The organism is Variovorax sp. dw_954, from assembly GCF_018449755.1.
Classification (GTDB): Bacteria; Pseudomonadota; Gammaproteobacteria; order Burkholderiales; family Burkholderiaceae_C; genus Variovorax.
Genome location: NZ_JAAVVD010000003.1, coordinates 1 through 23,605 on the forward strand (window position 1 = coordinate 1; position 23,605 = coordinate 23,605).

Consider the following 23,605-nt stretch of genomic DNA (forward strand, 5'->3'; position numbering starts at 1 on the left):
CTACGGCAAGGGCTTCCATGCGGAGGACGTGCCGCATGATGACCCGAACTTCCTGGTCGCGCTGGTTGCCTTCATGCACCGCCGCTACCGCGCGCGGGCCTCGGGCATCAGCGGGCAGCTTGATGGCCACGGCGTCAAGGTCGGCGAACAGTTCGTGGTCGTCACGCTCGGCGCGGAAGGCGAGCATGTGCACACGCCGGTCTCTGTCACCGATTTCCACGGCAAGACCGGCTCCAGCGCAGTGCAGGTGGGCGACACCATCTACCGGATCTGCAGCCCCGCGCACCTCGGCAGCGTGCGCGTGGAAGGCACGGTCAACGACAAGCCGTTCACCGCCCAGGTCGAGCGCGGCGCTGGCAAGAATCCGCTTGCGCTGCGCGTGTCGCATGACGGTACGCAGATCGAGGCGATGGTGCTGTCGCCGCTCGGTGCGCGGCTGCAGAAGCTCATGCCCTACAAGGCGCCGCCGGACCTGAGCAAGTACCTGATGTCGCCGATGCCGGGCCTGCTGGTCGAAGTGGCCGTGAAGCCGGGCCAGAAGGTGCAGGCGGGCGAGAAGCTCGCGGTGATCGAGGCGATGAAGATGGAGAACGTGCTGTTTGCCTCGCACGATGGCGTGGTCGGTACGATCTCGGCGGACAAGGGCGAGTCGCTCGCGGTGGACCAGGTGATCCTGGAGTTCGCATGAACACGAACACGAGCACGAACCAAGGCGCGAGCAGCCCGCTCGTGGGGGCAACGCTCCTGCGCCCCTTCAAGGTGCTGGGCATCCAGCAGATCGCGATCGGCGGCCCGGACAAGCTGCGCCTGCAGAAGCTCTGGGTCGAGATGCTCGGCCTCGAGGTCACCGGCACCTTCCGCAGCGAACGCGAGAACGTCGATGAAGACATCTGCGCCATCGGCAGCGGCCCGTTCAAGGTCGAGGTCGACCTGATGCAGCCGCTCGACCCCGACAAGAAGCCGGCGGTGCACACCACGCCGCTCAATCACATCGGCCTTTGGATCGACGACCTGCCCGTGGCCGTCGGATGGCTGAGCGCCAAGGGCGTGCGCTTCGCCCCCGGGGGCATCCGCAAGGGGGCCGCCGGCTTCGACATCTGCTTCCTCCACCCGAAGGCGAACGACGAATTCCCGATCGCCGGGGAGGGCGTCCTGATCGAACTCGTCCAGGCGCCGCCCGAGGTGGTCGCGGCCTTCGGCGCGTTGCAATCAGCACCGGCAGCCTGAACCGTTTTCCAGAAACACCACGGAACCGGCTTTGCCGGGCCGTCGGTATTGCCCCCGCGCCGATTTCAGGCATTCGTCACTTTCCGGATCGGTGGCTTCACATCCGAGCGCTGCGGCGGCAGCATCGGTTGATGCTCGCGCGCCGGATTCAGGATGATCGAGGTCGCGGTCTCGGTCAGCAGGCAGAACTTCGTGACCACCGCATCGAGGTGCGCAACGTCGATCACCGCGATCTCCAGCACCCAGCTGTCGTCGCCCGTCACGTTGTAGGCATTGATGCATTCGGGGGTCTGCTGCACCAGCTTGACGACGCGCGCGTACTCCGCGCGCCCGACGCGGATGATGGCGCGAATGCCATAGCCGAGCTTCGATAGATCCACCGTCGTGCGATAGCCGCTGATCACGCCGCAGGCTTCGAGCTTGCGCACGCGTTCGGTGACCGCCGGCTGGCTCAGGTGGACGCGGCGGCCGAGTTCGGCCATGGTGAGGCGCGCATCGGCCTGCAGTTCGGCGAGGATGCGGGTGTCGTAGGCGTCCATTGCGGGGTTCAAGGTCACGTCCATGAATCTCCTTTGAATTCACGGCATTCTGAATGAAGGACCGTGAGTCGCACATGGTTTTGCGCACCCGGCCTTCATAGCATTGGAGGCCTATGCTGCCTGCAAGGAATTGAACCGGATGCCTGCCTTGGATTCACTCACGCCCGCCGACGAGCGGGCGCCCATTGCCGCGCGCCCCGGCCTGCCGCCGCTGCTGGTGCTTTGCCTTGCCGCCACGTGGCTGGTCTGGGGCTCGACCTACCTGGCCATCAAGTACGCGTTGCTGAGCTTTGCGCCCTTCCTGCAAATGGGCACGCGATTCCTGGTCGCGGGCGCCTTGCTGGCCGCCTGGATGCGTTGGCGTGGCGCCGCATGGCCGACGCGCAAGCAGTGGCGCAACGCGCTGGTCATCGGCGGCCTGATGCTGGGCGGCGGCATGGGCGGCACGGCCTTCGCCGAGGTATCGGTGGGCTCCGGGCTGGTCGTGGCCTTCATTGCCGTCGTGCCGCTGATGATCGCGCTGCTGAACCTGTTCTGGGGCGTGGTGCCGCGCAAGCTCGAAGCGGTCGGGATCGCTTTGGGTCTGGCCGGCGTCTTGCTGCTCACGCAGGGCAGCGGATTCCAGGCCTCTCCTGCCGGCCTGGCGGCCATCGCCACGGCCTGCATCTGCTGGTCCGTCGGCAGCGTATTGAGCCAGCGAACCCTGCCGTTGGCCGACGGCGCGATGGGCTTCGCCAGCGAGATGATCTGCGGCGGCGCCGTGCTGATGCTGCTGTCTGCATTGCACGGCGAATCCTTCGATTGGCCGCCGCAACCGCTGGCCGTGGCGGCCTGGGCCTACCTCGTGGTGTTCGGCTCGCTGGTCGCGTTCAATGCGTACATGGTCCTGCTGGCCCGCGCACCCGCTGCGCTCGCGTCGAGTTACACCTTCGTCAACCCTGTCATCGCGATGCTGCTCGGTGTGCTGATCGCAGGCGAGACGGTCACGCCGTTCGAATGGGGCGCCGTCACGGTTGTGCTGTCGGGCGTGCTCCTGCTGCTGTGGAAGCCGCGCGCCTGAAGGCCCCCGCGTTCAGACGCCAGGCCGGCGCCAGAACGCGAGCATCGCGGCCAGCGCCCACATCCCCGCCGCGCAGCCGCGGTTGAGCCGCTGCAGGCTGCGCCTGGACAGCCAGCGCATGGCCTGCGTTCCGGCGCCTGCATAGGCCAGCATCACGCAGGTGTCGAGCGACACGAAGATCGCGCCGAGCACCATGTACTGGTGGACCTGCGGCTGCGCGGTATCGATGAACTGCGGCAGGAAGGCCGCGAAGAACAACACGGACTTGGGGTTCGACAAGGCCACCGCAAGGCTGCGCAGCAGGGCGCGTCCGCCTTGCGGCGACTGGCCTTGTTCGGCCAGCGCGGCATGCACGTCTGGCGGCGGTGTGCGCCAGAGCTTCACGCCCAGCCACACGAGATAGATCACCCCCGCCACCCGCAGCGCGTTGAACAGCAACTCCGACGCCGCCATCAACGAACCCAGGCCCAGCGCCACGGCGGTGATCACCGTCGCGCTGCCCATCGAAGCACCCGCGATGCCCCAGCCTGCGCGCCGCATGCCACCCGAGATGCCGTTCGACAGCGCCAGCAGCATGGTCGGCCCCGGCGTGATCGCCAGCAGCAAGGAGGTGAAGAAGAAGAGCAGCAGGGTGTCGAGGGTCATGGTCTTTTCGCGGCGGTCGCACGCGCGCGCGCCAGGGCCGCTTCGACGATGGCGCGCTTGCGGTCCACGGCGGGCTCGGGCGCCTCGTCTGGTTCAGTCAATTCTTGCTGTCCACGCGCTGGTCGATGAGCGGCATGGAGGGCATAGCGCTTCAGCGCGTCCTCGGCCTGGCGTTGCGACCAGGCCTGCCAGCCGCTGCGCCCCGGCGTCACGTCCTCGAGCGAGATGCAGTCGACCGGGCATGCCGGAATGCACAATTCGCAGCCAGTGCAATGCGGCTCGATCACGGTGTGCATGCGCTTGTGGATGCCCAGGATGGCATCGGTGGGGCAGGCATCCAGGCACAAGGTGCAACCGATGCACCAGGCCTCATCGATCACGGCCATGCGCCGCGGCCCTTCGACGCCGAACTCCGCACCGAGCGGGCGAACCGGCTGGCCCGTGATCGCGGCCAGTCGCTCGATGCCTTCGGCGCCGCCCGGCGGGCATTGGTGGATGCCGGCTTCGCCGCTGGCGACGGCCTCGGCATAACCGGCGCAATCGGGGTAGCCGCAGCGGGTGCACTGCGTCTGCGGCAGTGCGGCGTGGATGCGCACTGCCAGCGGCGTCATGTCAACCGGCAGCCGAAAGGAATCAGCGCGCGGCGCGGCGCGTCTTCGCTGGCGCCGCAGCGCTCTTGCGCACAGCCTTCGTCGCCGCTTGCGCCACGCGCTTCTGCGGCGCGCGAATGGTGTCTTCGGCGGTGATGGGCGTGGTCGAGCCGGCGCGCTTCTGCGGCTGGTCATGCGCCGCGATGAACGCCGCGGCCTTCGGATACACCATGTCGCGCCAGCGGCGACCACTGAAGATGCCGTAGTGGCCCGCGCCCTTGGCTTCGTAGTGCTCTTGTTGGGCCGACGGGATGCCGGTGCAGAGCGCATGCGCCGCCTTGGTCTGGCCCGAGCCGGAGATGTCGTCCAGTTCGCCTTCGACGGTCAGGAGCGCGGTGGTGCGGATGTCCTGCGGCCGCACACGTTCCACCTGTCCTTGCGGGTTCTTCACGTCCCAGGTGCCGTTGACCAGGCCGAACTCCTGGAACACCGTGCGGATGGTTTCGAGGTAGTAGTCCGCGTCCATGTCCAGCACGGCGTTGTACTCGTCGTAGAAATTGCGATGCGCCTCGGCGCTGGCGTCGTCGCCCTTGATCAGGTCCTTGAAGTAGTCATAGTGGCTGCTGGCGTGGCGGTCGGGGTTCATCGCCACGAAGCCGGTGTGCTGCAGGAAGCCGGGATACACGCGCCGGCCTTCGCCCGGGAAGCCCTGCGGCACACGGTAGATCACGTTGTTCTCGAACCATTCGAAGCTCTTGTTGGTCGCGAGGTTGTTGACGGCGGTCGGTGACTTGCGCGCGTCGATGGGGCCGCCCATCATCGTCATCGTGAGCGGGGTCTGTTCGCCGCGGCTGGCCATCAGCGAGACCGCAGCGAGGACCGGCACCGTCGGCTGGCACACGCTCACCACGTGGCAGTTGCCGTACTCGCCTTGGAGCAGGCGGATGAACTCCTGCACATAGTTGACGTAGTCGTCGAGGTGGAATTCACCCTCGGACATCGGCACGATGCGCGCGTTCTTCCAATCGGTGATGTAGACCTTGTGGCCCTGCAGCAGGGTGCGCACGGTGTCGCGCAGAAGGGTCGAGTAGTGACCCGACAGCGGCGCCACCACCAGCACCACAGGCTGCGCCTTCAGCGTCTGGAGGGTTTGCGGGTCGTCGGTGAAGCGCTTGAAGCGGCGCAGCTGGCAGAAGGGCTTGTCGAGTTCGATGACCTCCTGAATCACGACGTCGTCGCCTTCGACCTTCACGCCCTTGATGTTGAACTCGGGCTTTTCGTAATCCTTGCCGAGGCGATAGAGCAGGTCATAGCCCGCCGCCATGCGTTGCGCCATCGGCAACTGGCCCCAGATGGCGCCGGGGGCATAAAGCTTGGAGGCGGCTTGCGCGAAGTCCGAGAAGGGCTCCATCAAGGAGCGCTGCGCTTCGTAGAACTGATAAAGCATCGGGGGCACCCTGTTATGTAAATGTTGCAGTGCAATGTATCAGCGTGCGCCGCGATGCGTGTAGGGTGAATCCTACAAAAAGTGATTGTTTAGATCACCTCGGCGACACATCTACACACATATTCGATGTTCTTGCTGTTCAGCGCAGCAACGCACATGCGGCCAGTGTCCGTGCCGTAGACGCCGAATTCATTGCGCAGACGCACCATCTGGTCCTTGCTGAGCCCAGAGTAGCTGAACATGCCGATCTGCGTCGTGATGAAGCTCATGTCCTGTTGCACGCCGGCGGCCTTGAGGCCGTCGACGAACTTCTGGCGCATGGCCTTGATGCGGACGCGCATTTCCGCCAGTTCGGCTTCCCAGACCGCGCGGCGGGCCGGGTCGTTGAGCACGGCCGCAACCACGGCGCCGCCGTGGATCGGCGGATTGCTGTAGTTCGTGCGGATCGCGATCTTGAGTTGCGACAGCACGCGGGCGGCTTCTTCCTTGCTCTCGCACAGGACCGACAGGGCGCCGACGCGCTCGCCGTACAGGCTGAAGCTCTTGGAGAACGAGGTCGAGACGAAGAAGGTCAGGCCGGCCTCGACGAACTTGCCGATCACCGCGCCGTCTTCGGCGATGCCGTTGCCGAAGCCCTGGTAGGCCATGTCGAGGAAGGGCGTGAGATTGCGCTCCTTCACGGCGGCGATGACCTGGTCCCACTGCGCCGCGGTGATGTCATAGCCGGTCGGGTTGTGGCAGCAGGCGTGCAGCACGACGATGGTGCCCGGGGCCGCGGCGTTGAGCGCAGCCAGCATGCCGTAGAAGTCGATGCCGCGCGTGGCTGCGTCGTAGTAGGGGTAGCTTTCCACCGGGAAGCCGGCGTTGGTGAACAGCGCGCGGTGGTTTTCCCAGCTGGGATCGCTGATCAGCACGGTGGCGTCCGGGCTCAGCTTCTTCAGGAAGTCCGCGCCCACCTTGAGGCCGCCGGTGCCGCCGATGGCCTGGATGGTGGCCACGCGACCGGACTTCACCGGCTCGCTGTCGGCGCCGAACACCAGGCCCTTGACCGCGTTGTCATAGGCCACGATGCCATCGATGGGAAGGTAGCCGCGCGCTGTCTGCGCCTTCATCATGTCGGCTTCCGCGTCTTTCACGCAGTTCAGCAGGGGAAGCTTGCCGTTGTCGTCGTAATAGACGCCGACGCCCAGGTTGACCTTGTTGGGATTGCTGTCGGCGGCAAATTGTTCGTTGAGGCCCAGGATCGGGTCGCGCGGCGCCATTTCGACGGCGGTGAACAGAGACATGGAGAAAAGTCCTTCGGATGAAATTCGATGCAGCCGGGGTGTCGCCCGGCTTGCGCAGGTGCTCGGGGCCAGTACACCGGCACGGATCCCGGCGTACTCGGTTAGCCTAACGAGTTCGCTTGAATTTTACCGACCGGGCCGCATTTCTCCCGAACCCCATGCCTGAAATCACCGAAGTCATCCCTGAACGGCAACACGCCGAGCCTGTCGGCCCTGTGAAAGAGGGCGAGTTCGTCAAGTTTCCCGGGTCCCCCTTCGAGCTGTTCCAGCCTTACCCACCGGCCGGCGACCAGCCCACGGCCATCGAAGGCCTCGTCACCGGCGTGGAGGACGGCGAGGTGTTCCAGACGCTGCTCGGCGTCACGGGTTCGGGCAAGACTTTCACGATGGCCAACGTGATCGCCCGGTTGGGTCGCCCGGCGATCGTGTTCGCGCCCAACAAGACGCTGGCCGCCCAGCTTTACAGCGAGTTCCGCGAGTTCTTCCCGCACAACGCGATCGAGTATTTCGTCAGCTACTACGACTACTACCAGCCCGAGGCCTACGTGCCGCAGCGCGACCTGTTCATCGAGAAGGACTCGTCCATCAACGAGCACATCGAGCAGATGCGACTGTCGGCCACCAAGAGCGTGCTGGAGCGTCGCGACACGGTGATCGTGGCCACGGTGAGCGCCATCTACGGCATCGGCACGCCAGAGGACTACACGCAGATGCGATTCATCATGCGCGTGGGGGACAAGATCGGCCAGCGCGACGTGATCGGCCGACTGATTCGCATGCAGTACACGCGCAATGAGCAGGATTTTTCGCGCGGCACCTTCCGCGTGCGTGGCGACACCATCGACGTGTTCCCGGCCGAGCACAGCGAGCTTGCGATCCGCATCGAACTCTTCGATGACGAGATCGAGACCCTCCAACTGTTCGACCCGCTCACCGGGCGCATCCGCCAGAAGATCCCGCGCTTCACCGTCTACCCGTCGAGCCACTACGTGACGCCACGCGACAAGGTGATGACCGCCGTCGAGACGATCAAGATCGAACTCGCCGGCCGGCTCAAGGAACTGGTCGGCGCAGGCAAGCTGGTCGAGGCGCAGCGTCTGGAACAGCGCACCAGATTCGACCTCGAAATGCTCGCCGAGATCGGCCACTGCAAGGGCATCGAGAACTACTCGCGCCATCTCTCGGGTGCGGCACCCGGCGACCCGCCCGCCACGCTGACCGATTACCTGCCGAAGGACGCACTGATGTTCCTCGACGAGAGTCACCAGATGATCGGCCAGCTCGGCGGCATGTACAACGGCGACCGCGCGCGCAAGACCACGCTGGTCGAATACGGCTTCCGCCTGCCGTCGGCGCTGGACAACCGGCCGCTCAAGTTCGACGAGTTCGAAACGCGCATGCGGCAGGCCATCTTTGTTTCGGCCACGCCTGCGCAGTACGAGAAGGACCATGCCGGCAACGTGGTCGAGCAGTTGGTGCGACCGACCGGCCTGATCGATCCCGAGGTCGAAGTGCGCCCGGCCACGCACCAGGTCGACGACGTGCTCGGCGAGATCCGGCTGCGCGTCGAGAAGAACGAACGCGTTCTGATCACCACGCTGACCAAGCGCATGGCCGAGCAGCTTACCGACTACCTGAGCGACAACGGCGTGAAGGTGCGCTACCTGCACAGCGACATCGACACGGTGGAGCGCGTGGAAATCCTGCGCGACCTGCGCCTGGGCTCGTTCGACGTGCTGGTCGGCATCAACCTGCTGCGGGAAGGGCTGGACATCCCCGAGGTGTCGCTGGTGGCCATCCTCGATGCCGACAAGGAAGGCTTCCTGCGCGCGGAGCGCTCGCTGATCCAGACCATCGGCCGGGCCGCGCGCAACCTGAACGGCAAGGCGATCCTCTATGCCGACAAGATGACCGACTCGATGAGGAAGGCCATCGACGAGACCGAGCGCCGTCGCGCCCGGCAGGTCGCCCACAACGAGGCGAACGGCATCACGCCGCGCAGCATCGTCAAGCAGGTGCGCGACCTGATCGATGGCGTCTACAGCGAGAAGACCGGCAAGGAAATGGCCAAGCAGGAACTGGAGCGCGCCAGGGTCGAGGACATGAGCGAGAAGGACGTTTCCCGCGAAATCAAGCGGCTCGAGAAGCTCATGCTCGAGCACGCACGCAACCTCGAATTCGAGAAGGCGGCCCGTGTGCGCGACCAGTTGGCGCTGCTGCGCGAGCAGGCTTTCGGCGCGCGCGGCGGCGACAACATCGCCGTGCTGACGCCCGGCGAATCGCGCGCCTGAATCTTCCCCGCGGCCGATCGGGGTTTACCCGAGCAAGCCGGAGGGCTTTCTGGTATACTTGACCGAAATAGTCAACAACAACCGAACTCCCGATGAAGGGTCGGCTCCAACCGGATGGCAACACCAATGGTTAAGAGCCGGGAAGGGCGGAGACGACGCTACCGAGCCTACCCGGCACGGTGTCATTTCAACGGTAAGCACACAAGGAGCTTGCGATGCGCCTCACCACCAAAGGCCGTTTTGCGGTCACTGCGATGATCGACCTGGCACTCCGCCAGAACACGGGTCCGGTCACGCTGGCCGCGATCAGCCAACGGCAGCAGATTTCGCTGTCCTACCTGGAACAGCTGTTCGGCAAGCTGCGTCGCCACGAACTGGTCGAATCGACCCGCGGCCCCGGCGGCGGCTACTCGCTCGGCCGCAAGGCCTCTGAAATCACCGTGGCCGACATCATCGTGTCGGTCGACGAACCGATCGACGCCACCCAGTGCGGGGGCAAGGAAAACTGCCTCGGCGAAGCCGGTCGCTGCATGACGCACGAACTCTGGGCCTCGCTGAACCAGCGCATGGTCGAGTTCCTGGACTCGGTCACGCTACAGAAGCTCGTCGACGACCAACTCGCCAAGGGCGTGCAGGTCGAGAACAAGCCGGTCGTGAAGCGTGCGATTTCGCCGCAACCGGTGGTCAAGCCGATCCGTGTCAACGCACCCAACTCGGTGTTCGCGCTCGGCAACGTCTTCGCCAAATCCTGACCGGGCCGGCGCCTGCGGGCGCTGTCTCTGACGACATCATCAACCCCATCCTTCGCCAGCCCGAGCCAGCCATGGACGTCACTCCTCATTTCCCGATCTACCTTGATTACGGCGCCACCACGCCGGTGGACCCGCGCGTCGTCGACGCGATGATCCCCTGGCTGCGCGAGCACTTCGGCAATCCGGCGTCCCGCAGCCATGCGTGGGGCTGGGAGGCGGAAGAGGCCGTCGAGAAGGCCCGCGCCGAAGTGGCCGACCTGATCGGCGCCGATCCGCGCGAGATCGTCTGGACATCCGGCGCGACCGAGTCGAACAACCTCGCGCTCAAGGGTGCCGCGCACTTCTACAAGGGCAAGGGCAAGCACCTGATCACGGTGAAGACCGAGCACAAGGCCGTGCTCGACACCATGCGCGAACTGGAGCGCCAGGGCTTCGAGGTCACCTATCTCGACGTCGAGGACAACGGCCTGCTCGACCTGGACAAGTTCAAGGCGGCGATCCGCCCCGACACCATCCTCGCCAGCGTCATGTTCGTGAACAACGAGATCGGCGTGGTGCAGGACATGGTTGCGCTGGGCAACACCTGCCGCGAGAAGGGCGTGATCTTCCACGTCGACGCGGCGCAAGCCACCGGCAAGGTCCACATCGACATGGCCAAGCTGCCGATCGACCTGATGAGTCTGGCCTCGCACAAGACCTATGGCCCCAAGGGCATCGGCGCGCTGTACGTGCGCCGCAAGCCCCGCATCCGCCTCGAAGCGCAGATGCACGGCGGCGGCCATGAACGCGGCATGCGTTCCGGCACGCTGCCCACGCACCAGATCGTCGGCATGGGTGAGGCCTTCCGCATCGCCAAGCTGGAAATGGCGGACGACATCGCCAAGGCTGCCGCGCTGCAGAAGCGCTTGCTCGACGGCCTCAAGGACGTGGAGCAAGTGTTCATCAATGGCGACATGGAACATCGCGTGCCGCACAACCTGAACATGAGCTTCAACTATGTCGAAGGCGAGTCGCTGATCATGGGCATCAAGGGCCTGGCAGTGTCGTCGGGCTCGGCTTGCACCTCGGCCAGCCTGGAGCCCAGCTATGTGCTGCGCGCCCTCGGCCGCAGCGACGAACTGGCCCACAGCAGCCTGCGCATGACCATCGGCCGCTTCACGACCGAGGAAGAGATCGACTATGCGATCTCCACCATCAAGCACAACGTGGCGAAGCTGCGCGAACTCAGCCCCTTGTGGGAGATGTTCAAGGACGGCATCGACATCAGCACCATTCAATGGGCAGCGCATTGATCGCGATGCACTGAACCCGCAGAATCAAAAGAGGTAACCCCATGGCATATTCATCCAAGGTCATCGACCACTATGAGAATCCCCGCAACGTCGGCTCCTTCGAAAAGGGCGACGACACGGTAGGCACCGGCATGGTCGGCGCGCCGGCTTGCGGCGACGTCATGAAGCTGCAGATCAAGGTCAACCCTGAGACCGGCGTGATCGAGGACGCTCGCTTCAAGACCTACGGTTGCGGTTCGGCCATCGCCTCGTCCTCGCTCGTGACGGAGTGGGTCAAGGGCAAGACGCTCGACGAAGCGGCTGCTCTCAAGAACGCGCAGATCGCCGAGGAACTGGCGTTGCCGCCGGTCAAGATCCATTGCTCGATCCTCGCGGAAGACGCCATCAAGGCCGCTGTCAACGACTACAAGGCGAAACACGGCGCGGCCGTTGCCGCGACGGAAGCGACGCACTGAAATGGCCGTTACGCTCACTGAATCAGCCGCGCGCCATGTCACCCGCTATCTCGGTAAACGGGGCAAGGGCGTGGGTGTGCGGCTGGGCGTCAAGACCACGGGCTGCTCTGGCCTGGCCTACAAGCTCGAGTATGTGGACGAATTGGCGCCCGAGGATGTCGTTTTCGAGGACCGCGGCGTGAAGGTCTTGGTGGACCCCAAGAGCCTGGCCTACATCGACGGCACCCAGCTCGATTTCGTGCGTGAAGGATTGAACGAAGGCTTCAAGTTCCTGAACCCGAACGAGCGCGACCGTTGCGGCTGCGGAGAGAGTTTCAGGATCTGATTCACGGCTCCCGGAGCCACGAGCCGCCAACATGTCATGTGCTGGCGGCTTTTTATTGCCATGCAACTCAACGATACCGATTTCCAACTGTTCGACGTGCCCGCCACGTTCGCGCAGGACCGTGCCTGGCTGGACGCGCGCTGGAAGGAGCTCCAGCGCGAGGCGCACCCCGACCGTTTCGCAGCCCAGGGCGCGGCCGCGCAACGCGTGGCCATGCAGTGGTCGGTGCGCATCAACGAGGCCTACCAGCGGCTCAAGGACCCGATCAAGCGTGCGAGCTACCTGTGCGCGCTGAACGGCTCGCCGATCGATGCCGAGAACAACACCGCCATGCCCGCCGACTTCCTGATGCAGCAGATGGAATGGCGCGAGGAACTTGACGAGGTCCATGATGAAGCTGGCGCCGACAAGCTGCGCGACGAGGTGGACGCGAACCGCGCGCGGGCGCTGTCCTCGCTCGATAGGCTCATCGACGAAAAGGCCGACTACCCGGGCGCGGCCAGGCAGGTCAGAGCCCTCATGTTCATCGAGCGCTTCGCCGAAGACATCGATGCCCGGTCGGCACAGTGGGGACAATAGACGCATGTACCGCCCCCACGCTCACTACTTCATGCATTTGCTGCCTCGCAGGCGGGAGGCCTGATGGCACTGCTCCAGATTTCAGAACCGGGCCAGGCGCCTGACCCGCATCAACGACGCATCGCGGTCGGGATCGACCTGGGCACGACGCACTCGCTCGTTGCCGCGATCCGCAACGGCGTGGCCGAGTGCCTTCCTGATACCGAGGGGCGCGTGCTGCTGCCTTCGGCGGTGCGCTACCTCGATCGCGAGCGTCGCCAGATTGGCTACGACGCACTGGCCGCTCGCACCGACGACCCCGGCAACACGATCACCTCCGCCAAGCGCCTGATGGGCCGCGGCATGGCGGACATCGCCAACCGCCATGCCATGTCGTACACCCTGGTGGACGAAGGCGGCATGGTCAAGCTCGACACCATCGCCGGCGTGAAGTCGCCGGTCGAAATCAGCGCCGAGATCCTCGCCACCTTGCGCTATCGCGCCGAGGACAGCTTCGACGACGAGCTCTACGGCGCCGTCATCACCGTGCCGGCCTATTTCGACGAGGGCCAGCGGCAGGCCACCAAGGATGCGGCCGAACTGGCCGGCCTCAACGTGCTGCGCCTCATCAGCGAGCCGACCGCCGCCGCGATCGCCTATGGCCTGGACAACGCCAGCGAAGGCGCCTACGCGGTGTACGACCTCGGCGGCGGCACCTTCGACATATCGATCCTGCGGCTCACCCAAGGCGTGTTCGAAGTGATTGCCACCGGCGGCGACTCCGCACTCGGTGGCGACGACTACGACCACGCGCTGGCCGATCACGTGCTGGCCCAGGCCGGCCTGACGGTCGAAAGCGGCGCCGACAAGGCAGCCTTGCTGATCGCGGCACGTGCGGCCAAGGAGGCGTTGACTGCCGGCGAGTCGGTCAACTTTCATGCGGGCTTGTCGGTCGGGACCATCAACCAGCGCCTGACGCGCGATCAGTTCGACGCGGCAACCCGGCCGCTCACGGACCGCACCGTTGCGGCCGTGCGCAAGACCTTGCGCGACGCGAAGCTCAAGCCGGACGACCTCCAGGGCGTCGTGCTGGTCGGCGGCGCCACCCGCATGCCGCAGGTCCGCCGCGCCATGGCCACGTTCTTCGGTCGCGAGCCGCTCACGAACCTCAATCCGGATGAAGTCGTGGCGCTCGGCGCGGCGATCCAGGCGAACCAGCTGGCGGGCAACGGCGGCTCCGGCGACCTGCTGCTGCTCGACGTCATCCCGCTGTCCCTCGGCATCGAGACCATGGGCGGCCTGGTCGAGCGCATCGTGCCGCGCAACCAGACCATCCCGACCGCGATGGCGCAGGACTTCACCACCTACCAGGACGGCCAGACCGCGCTGGCCCTGCACGTCGTGCAAGGCGAACGCGACCTGGTCGCCGACTGCCGCAGCCTCGCACGCTTCGAACTGCGCGGCATCCCGCCGATGGCCGCTGGCGCCGCGCGCATCCGCGTGACCTTCACCGTCGATGCCGATGGCCTGCTCAGCGTTGGCGCGAAGGAGCAGGGCAGCGGCGTGGAAGCGCATGTCACGGTCAAGCCCTCGTACGGCCTGTCGGACGACCAGATCGCCACGATGCTGCAGGAGAGTTTCTCGACCGCCGCCGCCGACATGCAGGCGCGTGCCCTCGTCGAGGCCCGCGTCGATGCGGATCGCATGTTGCTGGCCACGCAAAGCGCGCTCGATGCCGACGGCGACCTGCTCGATGCCGATGAACGCGCCGCCATCGAAGCGCTGATGAACGCGCTGCGCGACGCACGCGGTGCCGATGAGGCCGCAGTCGTCGAAGCCGCCACCAAGGCGCTCGCGGACGGCACCGAAGCCTTCGCCGCACAGCGCATGAACCAGGGCATCGCACGCGCCCTGTCGGGCCGCAAGCTCGAGTCTCTCTAGAAAAAACGAATGCCCACGATCAAGATCCTTCCCCACGCCGAGTACTGTCCGCAAGGCGCCGAAATCAGCGCACCCGCCGGCACCTCGATCTGCGAGGCTTTGCTCGACCACAAGATCAACATCGAGCATGCCTGCGACATGAGCTGCGCCTGCACCACCTGCCACGTGATCGTGCGCCAGGGCCTCAACTCCCTGAACGAAGCCGATGAAGCCGAGGAAGACCTGCTCGACCGCGCCTGGGGGCTTGAACCCCAATCGCGCCTGAGTTGCCAGGCCATCCTCGCGCAGCAGGACGTGACCGTCGAGATCCCGAAGTATTCGATCAACCACGCCAAGGAAAATCACTGATGAGCGCAGCCGAGCAAGCGCGCAGCCCCTGGGAGCGCGGCCAGGACACACGGCGCCAAGTCGGGAGAGGCCTGTGAGTCGCCAGATCGTCCTAGACACCGAAACGACGGGCCTGTCCGCGGAAAACGGCGACCGCGTGATCGAACTGGGCTGCGTGGAGTTGTACGCGCGCAAGCTCACCGGCAATGACCTCCATCTCTACTTCAATCCCGAGCGCGACAGCCATGAGGACGCCCTCAAGGTGCACGGCCTGACGACGGACTTCCTGCGCGACAAGCCCAAGTTCGGCATTCTTGCGAACGATGTCGTCGAATACCTGCGCGGCGCGGAGTTGATCATTCACAACGCGGCTTTCGACGTCGGCTTCCTCAACAAGGAACTCGAACTCGCCGGCCTGCCGCCGTTGCACACCTTCGTCGGCGAAGTCACCGACACGCTGGCCATGGCCAAGCAGCTGTATCCCGGCAAGCGCAACTCGCTCGACGCGCTGTGCGACCGCTACGGTGTCGACCGCTCCAACCGCACCTTCCACGGTGCGAAGCTCGACGCGCAGTTGCTCGCCGACGTCTACATCAACCTCACGCGCGGCCAGGACGCGCTGCTGATCGACGTGGGTCAGGACGAACCCGAGATCGGCACGGTCGTCGCCATCGACCTGCGCCAGTTCACTCTGCCGGTGTTGATGGCGGGCGAACAGGAACTCGCTGCACACGAGGCCGCGTTGCTTCAACTCGACAAGGCCAGCAACGGCCGCACGCTGTTTCGCCAGAACGCTGAAAATTCTGTGGCATAATCTGAGGCTTCGCATGAACGTGCGAAGCAATACTGACGGTGCCAACAACCCAAGCGGTTGCACAGGTTCCGATCAGGGCGGTTAGCTCAGGGGTAGAGCACAGCATTCACACTGCTGGGGTCGGAGGTTCGAAACCTCCACCGCCCACCATTCGAGAAACAGCGTTTAGCAGATCGATTCGGCGTCTGCCCTGTGTAATCCGCTGTGCAAAATCATGCGAAAGCCTTGTCCAACGCAACGCGCTGCTGTTCAACCTGCATGTGAGCGTAGCGCTGCGTCGTGGTCACTGCCGCGTGCCCGAGGATCGTGCTGACGGGTGTAGAGGCCGCCCCTGCTGGCGATCGGGATCGAGACGCAGGAATGGCGCAGGTCGTGCAAATTCACGTGCTTCATTCAGTCTCGGCGTTCGCGCCGCGCCTCTTCTATCGACCGGCCAGTGATCAGCGTGTGAAGGAAGTTGCCGACGAACGCGATCACTACCAGCGCGATCGCTTTCCAGAGAAGGAAGCCGGTGAAGTCCATCGGCGAATATAGGCATAGGTCCGAAGCGGTCCGCACGCGCCATCACCGCCGGGCGCGTGCCCGTCGCACTCGGTGCCTCGACCGCCGGAGGGGATGGGGCCCTCGTTCAACTACAGCCAGGCAGCGGCGCGCTCGAACTCGGAGGGCGTGCTGCTGGTCCGGAACGACCCCGCGGTCGCGGCGAGCTACCTCGCCGCATTGGAAGAGCCGCTGGGCGCAGGGCGTGGCATCGGCGCGGTAGTCAGGCTCCGGTCAATGCCGCGAGGAGTGCAAGAAGCGCGGGCACTTTGCTCTTTGCCGCTTCGAGCGCGGCCTTGTCGAAGCCCTTCGGATAGACGTCGCGCAGCATGCGCTCATCGTGTGCTTCCATGCCGAAGGCCTTCTTGAATTCGCCCTTGTGCTGCGCCGTCGTTCGCTCTCCCGAGTTGCCTGAGATGTGCAGCAGCACGGCTTCCAGGCAAGGCGTCGCCTCGATCACGATGATGCCGGCCGCCTTTGCCTGTGCCCGGACCGCGGCGGTCCAGGCGGTGTCGGTGTCCAGAAGCGCGATGACGCGGTTGTGGGTGGCGAGCTTGCTGATCGACGCTGTGTAGGCAACGACCCGGGCGGCTCCTTTGCCGGTGGCCGCTTTGATGGTGGCAGTTGTGCCGCAGGCGCGCGGGAGATACAGCGCCTTGACGTGTCGCATGAAGATGTACTCGGCCTGCCCTTCGCCGACCGCGAGCACGGCGTTCGAGGCCCAGCGCCTGGGCTTGGCTTGCTTCGACGCTGCCACTACAGCTGGGGCACCGCGCCGAGAGCGCCGGCCATGTACTTGCCGTGCATGTTGTCTGTGGCGCGCAGGCCGCCGATCTCGTCGCCGCGATAAGCACTGCTCACGCAATCGATCTTCTCGACGAAGGTCACCTGCGGTGGCTTGAGGAGCGCCAGGACCTCGGGGCTCTGCACGGTGAAGATGAGTTGCGCGCCGAGCGGGTTCGTCGCCTCGTCGCTGAACAGGCGCAGCAGCGGCTCCAGCATGTGAGGGTGAAGTGTCGCATCGAACTCGTCGATGAAGGCCGGCGCGCCCGTCTCCAGCGCCTCCAGCAGGAAGCGCAGTAGCACAAAGGCCGACCGTGTGCCCGCCGACTCCATCGAGAACGGCAGCAGGAAGACGTTGCCCGCCGAGGCGTGCTCACCATACGGGAAGTAAGACTGCGGCTCCTCGGCCGGGCTGCCGCCCGCGACCTTCGCTGCCGTCGGCAATGGGCTCAGCGCCTGGAGCTGCAGATCGCTCAAGCCAAGGTCCAGACGCAACAGCAGGTCTCTCGCGCTCTGCAAGGTCGAGGGTGCCGCTTGGAACTGGTTCGAGGCCTCGACGAGTGAGGCAAATTCGCCAGTTGCGCGAGTCCTGTTGCGCAACAGGTTGGTGACTGCGCGGCCCTCAAGAAGGCCTGGTGCGACCTCGACGCCGTACTGGCGCGCCCAACTGATGAATGACGAGTTGCCGCGTACCTTCTTCGCCTCGCTGAGGGGAAGGCCTTCGACGCCGGGCTGCGTGATCACGTAGGCGCTGGTCTTCTCATTCCACTCGCGCGTGAACACCGCGCGCCTGTTGCCTTCGAGCGGGCGGCGCTTGAGCGATTCGCTGATCACCCGCGTGGTGGTGCAGACCAGGTTGTAGTCCCACTGCGTGCCTTCTGAGTCCTCCGTCACGAGTTCGAAGCGCGAGGGCTCTTTGGCATGCGACAGGTGGTTGACGAACGGCAGGCGCGTGTCTGGCTTGGCTTCGAAGGAGTCGCGGATGAACCGCGCCAGGAAGGCGCCGACGTTCAGCATGGTGGTCTTGCCGGAACCGTTAGCACCTAGCGCGGCCATCGCTGTGCTGACGCGTTGTCCAGACTTCGTCGTACGGTCCCAGCCGAGGACCGCGTCGCGACGCGTCAGGCGCAGGGACAGGTCCGTCTGCTCGACGAAGCTGCCGAAGTTGGAGAAGGACATCTTGAGCAACATAGTGGCCAGATTCTTGTCTATTTTTTGAGATTTCGGTATGAGTACACACCCAAACCATCAAAAATACCGGGTCAAACGGCACTCTTTGGCTCCTTGCAGTGCCGTCTGGCGCCCCCGAGTGCGCCAAGGCGGCCCACGGCGGCGCGCGCGGGCCATGATGGCGCTGTGTACTGGACTCGAGATGAGGCGGGCCCGGTTGGCCGGACCGTGATTGCGCGAGAAGGGGGTACCGCGACCAAGTTGGGGGTACAGACGGGGGTACAAATTCAAAGACTCTGCTTGAGAATCAAGCATCCATGCGAGTTGCAGGAGATCTTTCCCCACCGCTTTTGCTTTGGGTGTCCGGAAGGCCTTGCCCCAAGCCCGGCTTCATCTACCGAAGCACCAGCACCGGCAACGTCGAATGCGTCAGCACGTGCTGCGTCTCGCTCCCCAGAAGCAGCCGCTTGATCCCCTTTCGCCCGTGCGAGGCAATGACGATCAGGTCGCACTTGTGCTTCTTCGCCGCGGCAATGACCGATTCGGCCACGAGGTCCGAGCTCATCGCCGCAGTCTTGATGCGGACGCCCGCCGCCTTGGCCAGGCTGCTGACCTGGTCGAGCTGGCCCTGGGCTTTCGCTGCCCATGCGCCCTCGACGCGTGCGATGTCGTCCGGCGTGAAGGCCATCGCGCCTTCGAAATAATTCTTCGGATAGCGGGGCACGACGGTGATGGCGACCAGGTCGGCATCGTTCTGCGCCGCTAGCGAGATGGCGCTGCTCACCGCCTTCTTCGAAAGTGTCGAACCGTCGGTGGCGACGAGGATGCGCTTGAACATGTTCGGATGCTCCAAGTGTTGATGGCTGCCAGCGTAGGCCGTCCGCATCGCGCAGGCTTGATGCAGGTCAAGCTTGAGTCACGTGGATGATCCTAGCCTTGCAGGATGCAAGCTGCTGCGCTCCCGCTCGAACAGGCAGGACCCGATGAATTCCCTGCCGCCCAAGCGGGGGGAGGGCTGGAAGCCGTGTTGGACGACCCTGCCGAATGGTCGGCGTTCAGCCGCCTGCTCGACGGCGATCCGCATGCGGGCCGGTGGGAATCGCACGCCATGGTCGAAGGCATGCATTGCGCCGCGTGCGCGTTCGCCGTCGAGGCGGCGCTCCTCCGGGTGCCCGGCGTCGAGCAGGTCGAGGTGAACGCCGCAAGCCGGCGCGCCCGCCTCACCTGGTCGGCAGCGCAGGTTGCACCGTCCGCCTGGTTCCGGGCCTCCGAGGCAGCGGGTTACCGGCTCGTGCCCGCTGGCGACACCTTCGTGCGCGAACGCCGCCTGCACGAAGAGCGCCTGGCATTGTGGCGATGGCTGGTGGCCGGTCTCTGCATGATGCAGGTGATGATGTACGCGTATCCCGCGTACGTCGCGCTGCCGGGCGACATGTCGGCCGACTCGGCGCAGTTGCTGCGGTGGGCGTCGTGGGTGCTGACGCTGCCGGTGCTGCTCTTCTCGTGCAAGCCCTTCTTCGCTGCCGCGCTGCGCGATGTCGCTGGCTTGCGCATCGGCATGGAGCTGCCTGTCGCGCTTGGCATCGTCATCACCTTTGCCGTGAGCAGCGCGGCCACCTTCGATCCTTCGGGCACCTTGGGTGGCGAGGTGTACTTCGATTCGCTCACGATGTTCGTGTTCTTCCTGCTCACTGGCCGCTGGCTCGAGTCGCGCCTGCGCGGCCGCACCGCGGGCGCGTTGGAGGCGCTGATGAACCGCCAGCCCGACAGCGCGGACAGGCTGACGATGAGCGGCGCCTTCGAGCGCGTGGCGGTCCGGCGCCTGCTGCGCGGCGACGTGGTCCGCGTGCGGCCCGGCGAGAGTTTCCCGGCCGACGGCGTGATCAGCCTCGGCAGCACCACCGCGGATGAGGCCCTGCTCACGGGCGAATCGCGTCCGGTGGTGCGCGACCGGGGCGCGCGCGTGCTGGCCGGCAGCCACAACCTGTCGTCGACGGTGGAGGTGCGGGTCGAGTCGGTGGGGCAGGGCACGCGCTTCGCGCAGATCGTGTCGCTGATGGAAAGCGCTTCGCTGCACAAGCCCCGGCTCGCCTCGATGGCCGACCGCGCGGCACGACCGTTCCTGTTTTTCGTGCTGTGCGCGGCCATGATGGCTGCGGCTTTCTGGTGGCCGGTGGACCATGGCAAGGCGCTGATGGTCGCGGTCGCCGTGTTGATCGTCACCTGCCCCTGTGCGCTCTCGCTGGCCACGCCGGCGGCCACGCTGGCCAGCGCGGGCATGCTGGCCCGGCACGGCGTGCTGGTGCGCAACCTCCAGGGGCTGGAGGAATTGGCGGCCGTCGATACGGTGATCTTCGACAAGACGGGCACGTTGACCCTGGACACGCCATGCCACTTGGACATCCGATGCCGGCCGGGGATGCAGGCCGGTGAAGCGCTCGATCGTGCAGCGGCCATCGCCGCGCAGTCGCTCCATCCGGCGTCACAGGCCCTCGTCGACGCATGGAATGCCGCGTCGCGTCCTGCCTCTTCATGGAAGCTCGTGCAGGCCATCGAGCATGTCGGCATGGGCGTGGAAGCTCGCATGGTCGAACAGGGGAAGGAAGAGGCCGGGACGCGCCGCATGCTGCTGGGCTCGGCTGCCTTTTGCGGCGTGGTCCCGTTGGGTGCCGACGCGCCGCAGGTCCATCTGAGCGATGCGCAAGGATGGGTCGCGAGCTTTGTCCTCGACGAGAACGTGCGTGCCGAGGCGACAGCCGCGATCGATGCGCTCCGGTCGCAAGGCCTGTCGGTGCACCTGCTTTCCGGCGATCGCGCCGCCGCTGCGCGCGCAGTCGCGCAGCAGACCGGTATCCGCAGCGTGCACGGCGATTGCACGCCCGAGGCCAAGCTGGCCTTCATGAAGGCCTTGCAGGACGAGGGCCATGGCGTGGCGATGGTGGGCGATGGGCTCAACGACGGCCCTGTGCTGGCCCGCGCCGATGCGTCCTTCGCCCTCGGCAACGCCGTGCCGCTCGCCAAGGCGCGTGCGGACTTCATCGTGATGAGCGAGGACCTCGGTGCGATTCCCGCCGCCCATGCACAAGCGAAGCGCACGATGCGCGTGGTCCGCCAGAACCTGTGGTGGGCCTCGGGCTACAACGCGCTGTGCGTGCCGCTCGCGGCGACGGGCATGCTGCCTGCGTGGCTGGCAGGCCTGGGCATGGCCGCGAGCTCGCTGGTGGTCGTGCTCAATGCGGCGCGACTTGCAGGCCGCAGCGAAGCGGGGCATTGATGGACATCCTTTTCCTGCTCATTCCGCTCTCCGTCGCGCTGGTGCTGCTGATCCTCGTCGCCCTCTGGTGGGCCGTGGACCGTGGGCAGTTCGAGGACGTCGATGCAGAGGGGCAGCGCATTCTGCGCAACGATTGATCTGTATCAAGCATCCTCGCAGGCCGGCCTCGGACACTGCGCGCATCCAAGGAAAAGAAGGATCCGCGATGCAATCTCCAACCCCTCCCGCAGCGGTCTACAGCGACACCGTGGTGCGGCAGTTCGCGCTCATGTCGGTCGTGTGGGGCGTCGTCGGCATGCTGGTCGGCGTCATCATCGCGTCGCAGCTGGCCTGGCCGGAACTCAACCTCGGCGTCCCGTGGCTGAGCTACGGGCGGCTGCGTCCGCTGCACACCAACGCGGTGATCTTCGCCTTCGGTGGCTGCGCCTTGATGGCGACGAGCTTTCATGTCGTGCAGCGCACTTGCCAGGTCCGGCTCTTCGCGCCGAAGCTGGCGTCCTTCGTGTTCTGGGGCTGGCAGGCGGTGATCGTCGCGGCGGCCATCAGCCTGCCGATGGGCTTCACGCGCGGCAAGGAATACGCCGAGCTCGAATGGCCCATCACCATCCTCATCGCCGTGGTGTGGGTGGCTTATGCCATCGTGTTCTTCGGCACCATCGGCAAGCGCAAGGTGCGGCACATCTACGTGGCCAACTGGTTCTTCGGCGCCTTCATCATCGCGGTGGCGCTGCTGCACATCGTCAACGGCATGTCGATGCCGGCGGGCTGGATGAAGAGCTACTCGCTGTATGCGGGCGTGCAGGACGCGATGGTGCAGTGGTGGTACGGCCATAACGCGGTGGGCTTCTTCCTCACGGCCGGCTTCCTCGGGATGATGTACTACTACATCCCCAAGCAGGCCGAGCGGCCGGTGTACTCGTACCGCCTGTCGATCGTGCACTTCTGGGCGCTGATCTTCACCTACATGTGGGCCGGGCCGCACCACCTGCACTACACCGCCTTGCCCGACTGGACGCAGTCGCTCGGCATGGTGTTCTCGCTGATCCTGCTGGCCCCGAGCTGGGGCGGGATGATCAACGGCGTGATGACGCTCTCGGGCGCCTGGCACAAGCTGCGCACCGACCCGATCCTTCGCTTCCTGATCGTGGCGCTGTCCTTCTACGGCATGGCGACCTTCGAGGGGCCGATGATGTCGATCAAGACGGTCAACGCGCTGAGCCACTACACCGACTGGGGCATCGCCCACGTGCATTCGGGCGCGCTCGGCTGGGTCGGGTTCATCACGATGGGCTCGCTCTACTACCTGATCCCGCGGATGTACGGCCGCACCGAGATGTACAGCGTGCAGGCCATCGAGGTCCACTTCTGGACGGCCACCATCGGCGTGGTGCTCTACATCGCCGCGATGTGGATCGCAGGTGTCATGCAGGGGCTCATGTGGCGCTCCATCAACCCCGATGGCACGCTCACCTACACCTTCGTCGAGAGCGTGAAGGCGACCTTTCCGTTCTACGTCGTGCGCCTCGTCGGCGGCCTGATGTATCTCGGCGGCATGCTGGTCATGGCCTGGAACGTCTGGATGACCGTGGTCACCGGCATCTCGGCCCGCGCGCAGATTCCGCCGCTCGCGATGGCCCACGCCTGAGGAAACAACACCATGTCTTCGAACCCGAAATCCTCCAGCGGCTTCACGCACGAGAAGATCGAGACCAACAACCTGCTGATGATCGTGCTGATCCTGCTGGTCGTCGCGATCGGCGGTGCGGTCGAGATCGTGCCGCTCTTCTTCCAGAAGTCGACGACCGAGCCGATCAAGGGCCTCAAGCCCTACACCGCGTTGCAACTGGCGGGGCGCGACATCTACCAGCGCGAGGGCTGCTACGGCTGCCACTCGCAGATGATCCGGCCCTTCCGCTCCGAGACGCTGCGCTACGGCCACTACTCGGTGGCCGGCGAGTTCGTCTACGACCATCCGTTCCAGTGGGGCAGCAAGCGCACCGGGCCGGACCTCCAGCGCGTCGGCGGCAAGTACAGCGACGAGTGGCACCGCATCCACCTGAACGAGCCGCGCGACCTGGTGCCCGAGTCGAACATGCCAGCCTATTCGTGGCTCGAGAAGAACCCGGTCGACGCGGCCTCGCTGCCGGCGCACATGCGTGCGCTGCGTCGTGTCGGCGTTCCCTACACGGACGAGGAAATCGCCTCGGCCGCCAAGGATGTCGAGGGCAAAACCGAGATGGATGCCACCGTCGCCTACCTGCAATCACTGGGCCTCGCGCTCAAGTAAAG

25 protein-coding genes, 1 tRNA gene and 1 pseudogene are annotated in these 23,605 nt (G+C 65.5%); 18 read left to right on the forward strand and 9 right to left on the reverse strand.

Annotation, left to right across the window (positions count from 1 at the left end; all coding sequences use genetic code 11):
* The coding region (locus HB681_RS06070) for a biotin/lipoyl-containing protein (protein WP_213953899.1) at positions 1-688 on the forward strand (688 nt) is incomplete at its 5' end.
* Positions 685-1,227 (forward strand): VOC family protein, encoded by a 543-nt coding sequence (locus HB681_RS06075; protein WP_256734837.1) that lies wholly within the window; start codon positions 685-687, stop codon positions 1,225-1,227. The genes HB681_RS06070 and HB681_RS06075, both read left to right, overlap by 4 nt.
* A 65-nt stretch (positions 1,228-1,292) precedes the next feature.
* On the opposite strand, the gene HB681_RS06080 is transcribed toward HB681_RS06075, so the two are convergent.
* Complete coding sequence (locus HB681_RS06080; protein WP_213953900.1) at positions 1,293-1,790, reverse strand: Lrp/AsnC family transcriptional regulator; 498 nt, start codon at positions 1,788-1,790, stop codon at positions 1,293-1,295.
* A 115-nt stretch (positions 1,791-1,905) separates the two neighbouring features.
* On the opposite strand from HB681_RS06080, the gene yedA reads away from it, so the two are divergent.
* Entirely contained in the window at positions 1,906-2,826 is a 921-nt protein-coding gene (gene yedA, locus HB681_RS06085; RefSeq protein ID WP_213953901.1) for a drug/metabolite exporter YedA, read from the forward strand.
* Positions 2,827-2,838: 12 nt separating this feature from the next.
* Here yedA and HB681_RS06090 read toward each other — a convergent pair whose 3' ends face one another.
* From HB681_RS06090 to HB681_RS06105, 4 genes are all read right to left on the reverse strand, one after another.
* A complete protein-coding gene (locus tag HB681_RS06090; RefSeq protein WP_213953902.1) occupies positions 2,839-3,471 on the reverse strand; it encodes a LysE family translocator in 633 nt (210 codons plus the stop codon).
* Positions 3,468-4,157 (reverse strand): RnfABCDGE type electron transport complex subunit B, encoded by a 690-nt coding sequence (locus HB681_RS06095; RefSeq protein ID WP_256734853.1) that lies wholly within the window; start codon positions 4,155-4,157, stop codon positions 3,468-3,470. The genes HB681_RS06090 and HB681_RS06095 overlap by 4 nt, the downstream gene beginning before the upstream one ends.
* Positions 4,105-5,508: a polyhydroxyalkanoate depolymerase gene (gene phaZ, locus HB681_RS06100; protein WP_213953904.1), complete on the reverse strand. Its 1,404-nt coding sequence runs from the start codon at positions 5,506-5,508 to the stop codon at positions 4,105-4,107. Before phaZ ends, HB681_RS06095 begins: the two co-directional genes overlap by 53 nt.
* Before the next feature lie 89 nt (positions 5,509-5,597).
* The gene (locus tag HB681_RS06105; protein ID WP_213953905.1) at positions 5,598-6,794 is read right to left on the reverse strand and encodes an amino acid aminotransferase; all 1,197 of its coding nucleotides are present in this window, start codon (positions 6,792-6,794) and stop codon (positions 5,598-5,600) included.
* Between the two features lie 158 nt (positions 6,795-6,952).
* On the opposite strand from HB681_RS06105, the gene uvrB reads away from it, so the two are divergent.
* The 10 genes from uvrB (at position 6,953) to HB681_RS06155 (ending at position 15,699) form a co-directional block, all read left to right on the forward strand.
* Entirely contained in the window at positions 6,953-9,085 is a 2,133-nt protein-coding gene (gene uvrB, locus HB681_RS06110; RefSeq protein WP_213953906.1) for an excinuclease ABC subunit UvrB, read from the forward strand.
* A 215-nt stretch (positions 9,086-9,300) separates the two neighbouring features.
* On the forward strand, positions 9,301-9,837 hold the full coding sequence (iscR, locus tag HB681_RS06115) for a Fe-S cluster assembly transcriptional regulator IscR (protein ID WP_213953907.1): 537 nt from the start codon (positions 9,301-9,303) through the stop codon (positions 9,835-9,837).
* Between the two features lie 71 nt (positions 9,838-9,908).
* Complete coding sequence (locus HB681_RS06120) at positions 9,909-11,129, forward strand: IscS subfamily cysteine desulfurase (protein WP_213953908.1); 1,221 nt, start codon at positions 9,909-9,911, stop codon at positions 11,127-11,129.
* 41 nt (positions 11,130-11,170) lie between these two features.
* Positions 11,171-11,584, forward strand: a complete 414-nt coding sequence (iscU, locus tag HB681_RS06125) for a Fe-S cluster assembly scaffold IscU (RefSeq protein ID WP_213953909.1) — start codon at positions 11,171-11,173, stop codon at positions 11,582-11,584.
* A gap of 1 nt (position 11,585) precedes the next feature.
* On the forward strand, positions 11,586-11,909 hold the full coding sequence (gene iscA, locus HB681_RS06130; RefSeq protein ID WP_213953910.1) for an iron-sulfur cluster assembly protein IscA: 324 nt from the start codon (positions 11,586-11,588) through the stop codon (positions 11,907-11,909).
* Between the two features lie 60 nt (positions 11,910-11,969).
* Positions 11,970-12,488 (forward strand): Fe-S protein assembly co-chaperone HscB, encoded by a 519-nt coding sequence (gene hscB, locus HB681_RS06135; protein ID WP_213953911.1) that lies wholly within the window; start codon positions 11,970-11,972, stop codon positions 12,486-12,488.
* 63 nt (positions 12,489-12,551) lie between these two features.
* Positions 12,552-14,408, forward strand: coding sequence for a Fe-S protein assembly chaperone HscA (hscA, locus tag HB681_RS06140; RefSeq protein WP_213953912.1), 1,857 nt, complete (start codon positions 12,552-12,554; stop codon positions 14,406-14,408).
* 9 nt (positions 14,409-14,417) lie between these two features.
* On the forward strand, positions 14,418-14,756 hold the full coding sequence (fdx, locus tag HB681_RS06145) for an ISC system 2Fe-2S type ferredoxin (protein ID WP_213953913.1): 339 nt from the start codon (positions 14,418-14,420) through the stop codon (positions 14,754-14,756).
* 73 nt (positions 14,757-14,829) lie between these two features.
* Entirely contained in the window at positions 14,830-15,549 is a 720-nt protein-coding gene (gene dnaQ / locus HB681_RS06150; RefSeq protein ID WP_213953914.1) for a DNA polymerase III subunit epsilon, read from the forward strand.
* 75 nt (positions 15,550-15,624) lie between these two features.
* Positions 15,625-15,699 (forward strand) — tRNA-Val (locus HB681_RS06155).
* 243 nt (positions 15,700-15,942) lie between these two features.
* Here HB681_RS06155 and HB681_RS37930 read toward each other — a convergent pair.
* A complete protein-coding gene (locus HB681_RS37930) occupies positions 15,943-16,071 on the reverse strand; it encodes a hypothetical protein (protein ID WP_256354640.1) in 129 nt (42 codons plus the stop codon).
* A 102-nt stretch (positions 16,072-16,173) separates the two neighbouring features.
* Here HB681_RS37930 and HB681_RS37935 point away from each other — a divergent pair.
* Positions 16,174-16,312: pseudogene (locus HB681_RS37935) on the forward strand (phospholipase D family protein); the annotation flags it as partial.
* On the opposite strand, the gene HB681_RS06160 reads toward HB681_RS37935, so the two are convergent.
* From HB681_RS06160 to HB681_RS06170, 3 genes are all read right to left on the reverse strand, one after another.
* Positions 16,313-16,798: a hypothetical protein gene (locus HB681_RS06160; RefSeq protein ID WP_213953915.1), complete on the reverse strand. Its 486-nt coding sequence runs from the start codon at positions 16,796-16,798 to the stop codon at positions 16,313-16,315.
* 47 nt (positions 16,799-16,845) lie between these two features.
* Positions 16,846-18,063, reverse strand: a complete 1,218-nt coding sequence (locus tag HB681_RS06165) for an ATP-binding protein (protein ID WP_213953916.1) — start codon at positions 18,061-18,063, stop codon at positions 16,846-16,848.
* A 373-nt stretch (positions 18,064-18,436) separates the two neighbouring features.
* Positions 18,437-18,880: a universal stress protein gene (locus HB681_RS06170; RefSeq protein WP_213953917.1), complete on the reverse strand. Its 444-nt coding sequence runs from the start codon at positions 18,878-18,880 to the stop codon at positions 18,437-18,439.
* Between the two features lie 105 nt (positions 18,881-18,985).
* On the opposite strand from HB681_RS06170, the gene HB681_RS06175 reads away from it, so the two are divergent.
* The 4 genes from HB681_RS06175 (at position 18,986) to ccoO (ending at position 23,603) form a co-directional block, all read left to right on the forward strand.
* Entirely contained in the window at positions 18,986-21,316 is a 2,331-nt protein-coding gene (locus HB681_RS06175) for a cation-translocating P-type ATPase (RefSeq protein ID WP_213953918.1), read from the forward strand.
* Positions 21,316-21,453: a cbb3-type cytochrome oxidase assembly protein CcoS gene (ccoS, locus tag HB681_RS06180; RefSeq protein WP_213953919.1), complete on the forward strand. Its 138-nt coding sequence runs from the start codon at positions 21,316-21,318 to the stop codon at positions 21,451-21,453. Before HB681_RS06175 ends, ccoS begins: the two co-directional genes overlap by 1 nt.
* Before the next feature lie 68 nt (positions 21,454-21,521).
* Positions 21,522-22,961, forward strand: coding sequence for a cytochrome-c oxidase, cbb3-type subunit I (gene ccoN / locus HB681_RS06185; RefSeq protein ID WP_213953920.1), 1,440 nt, complete (start codon positions 21,522-21,524; stop codon positions 22,959-22,961).
* 12 nt (positions 22,962-22,973) lie between these two features.
* A complete protein-coding gene (gene ccoO / locus HB681_RS06190) occupies positions 22,974-23,603 on the forward strand; it encodes a cytochrome-c oxidase, cbb3-type subunit II (RefSeq protein ID WP_213953921.1) in 630 nt (209 codons plus the stop codon).
* The last annotated feature ends 2 nt before the right edge of the window (positions 23,604-23,605 follow it).